This is a genomic window from Pseudoalteromonas sp. MMG013, from assembly GCF_018100885.1.
Lineage (GTDB): Bacteria > Pseudomonadota > Gammaproteobacteria > Enterobacterales > Alteromonadaceae > Pseudoalteromonas > Pseudoalteromonas aurantia.
In genome coordinates this window covers 1-309 of the sequence record NZ_JAGJEE010000144.1, presented here as the reverse complement: position 1 = coordinate 309, position 309 = coordinate 1, and the positions used below count along the sequence as shown (strand labels likewise).

General features: G+C 49.5%; 1 protein-coding gene. It reads left to right on the top strand.

Going from position 1 to position 309, the window contains the following annotated elements:
• A partial coding sequence (locus J8L98_RS24730; RefSeq protein ID WP_210998701.1) for a hypothetical protein occupies positions 1 to 309 on the top strand: 309 nt, incomplete at both ends.

The following is a 309-nucleotide window of genomic DNA, read 5'->3' as shown; positions in this document are numbered from 1 at the left end:
TGGTGAGTTGGCCTTTATGGGTCGTACAGATGATCAGGTTAAAATCCGAGGGTTTAGAATTGAGCTAGGCGAGATTGAAACACAATTAGCAGAACAAGCGGGTGTTGAGTCAGCCTTAGTGATGGCCAAGGAGCTAGCCGGAAGCCAGCAACTGGTGGGTTATATGCATTCACCAGCGGCGTTAGACGACGGTGATCAGACGAGCTTGATAGATCAAGTGAAAACAGCGTTAGCAGCACAGTTACCCGAGTATATGGTACCCAGTGTCTTGATGGTGGTGCATGAATGGCCGTTGACGCCAAACGGCAA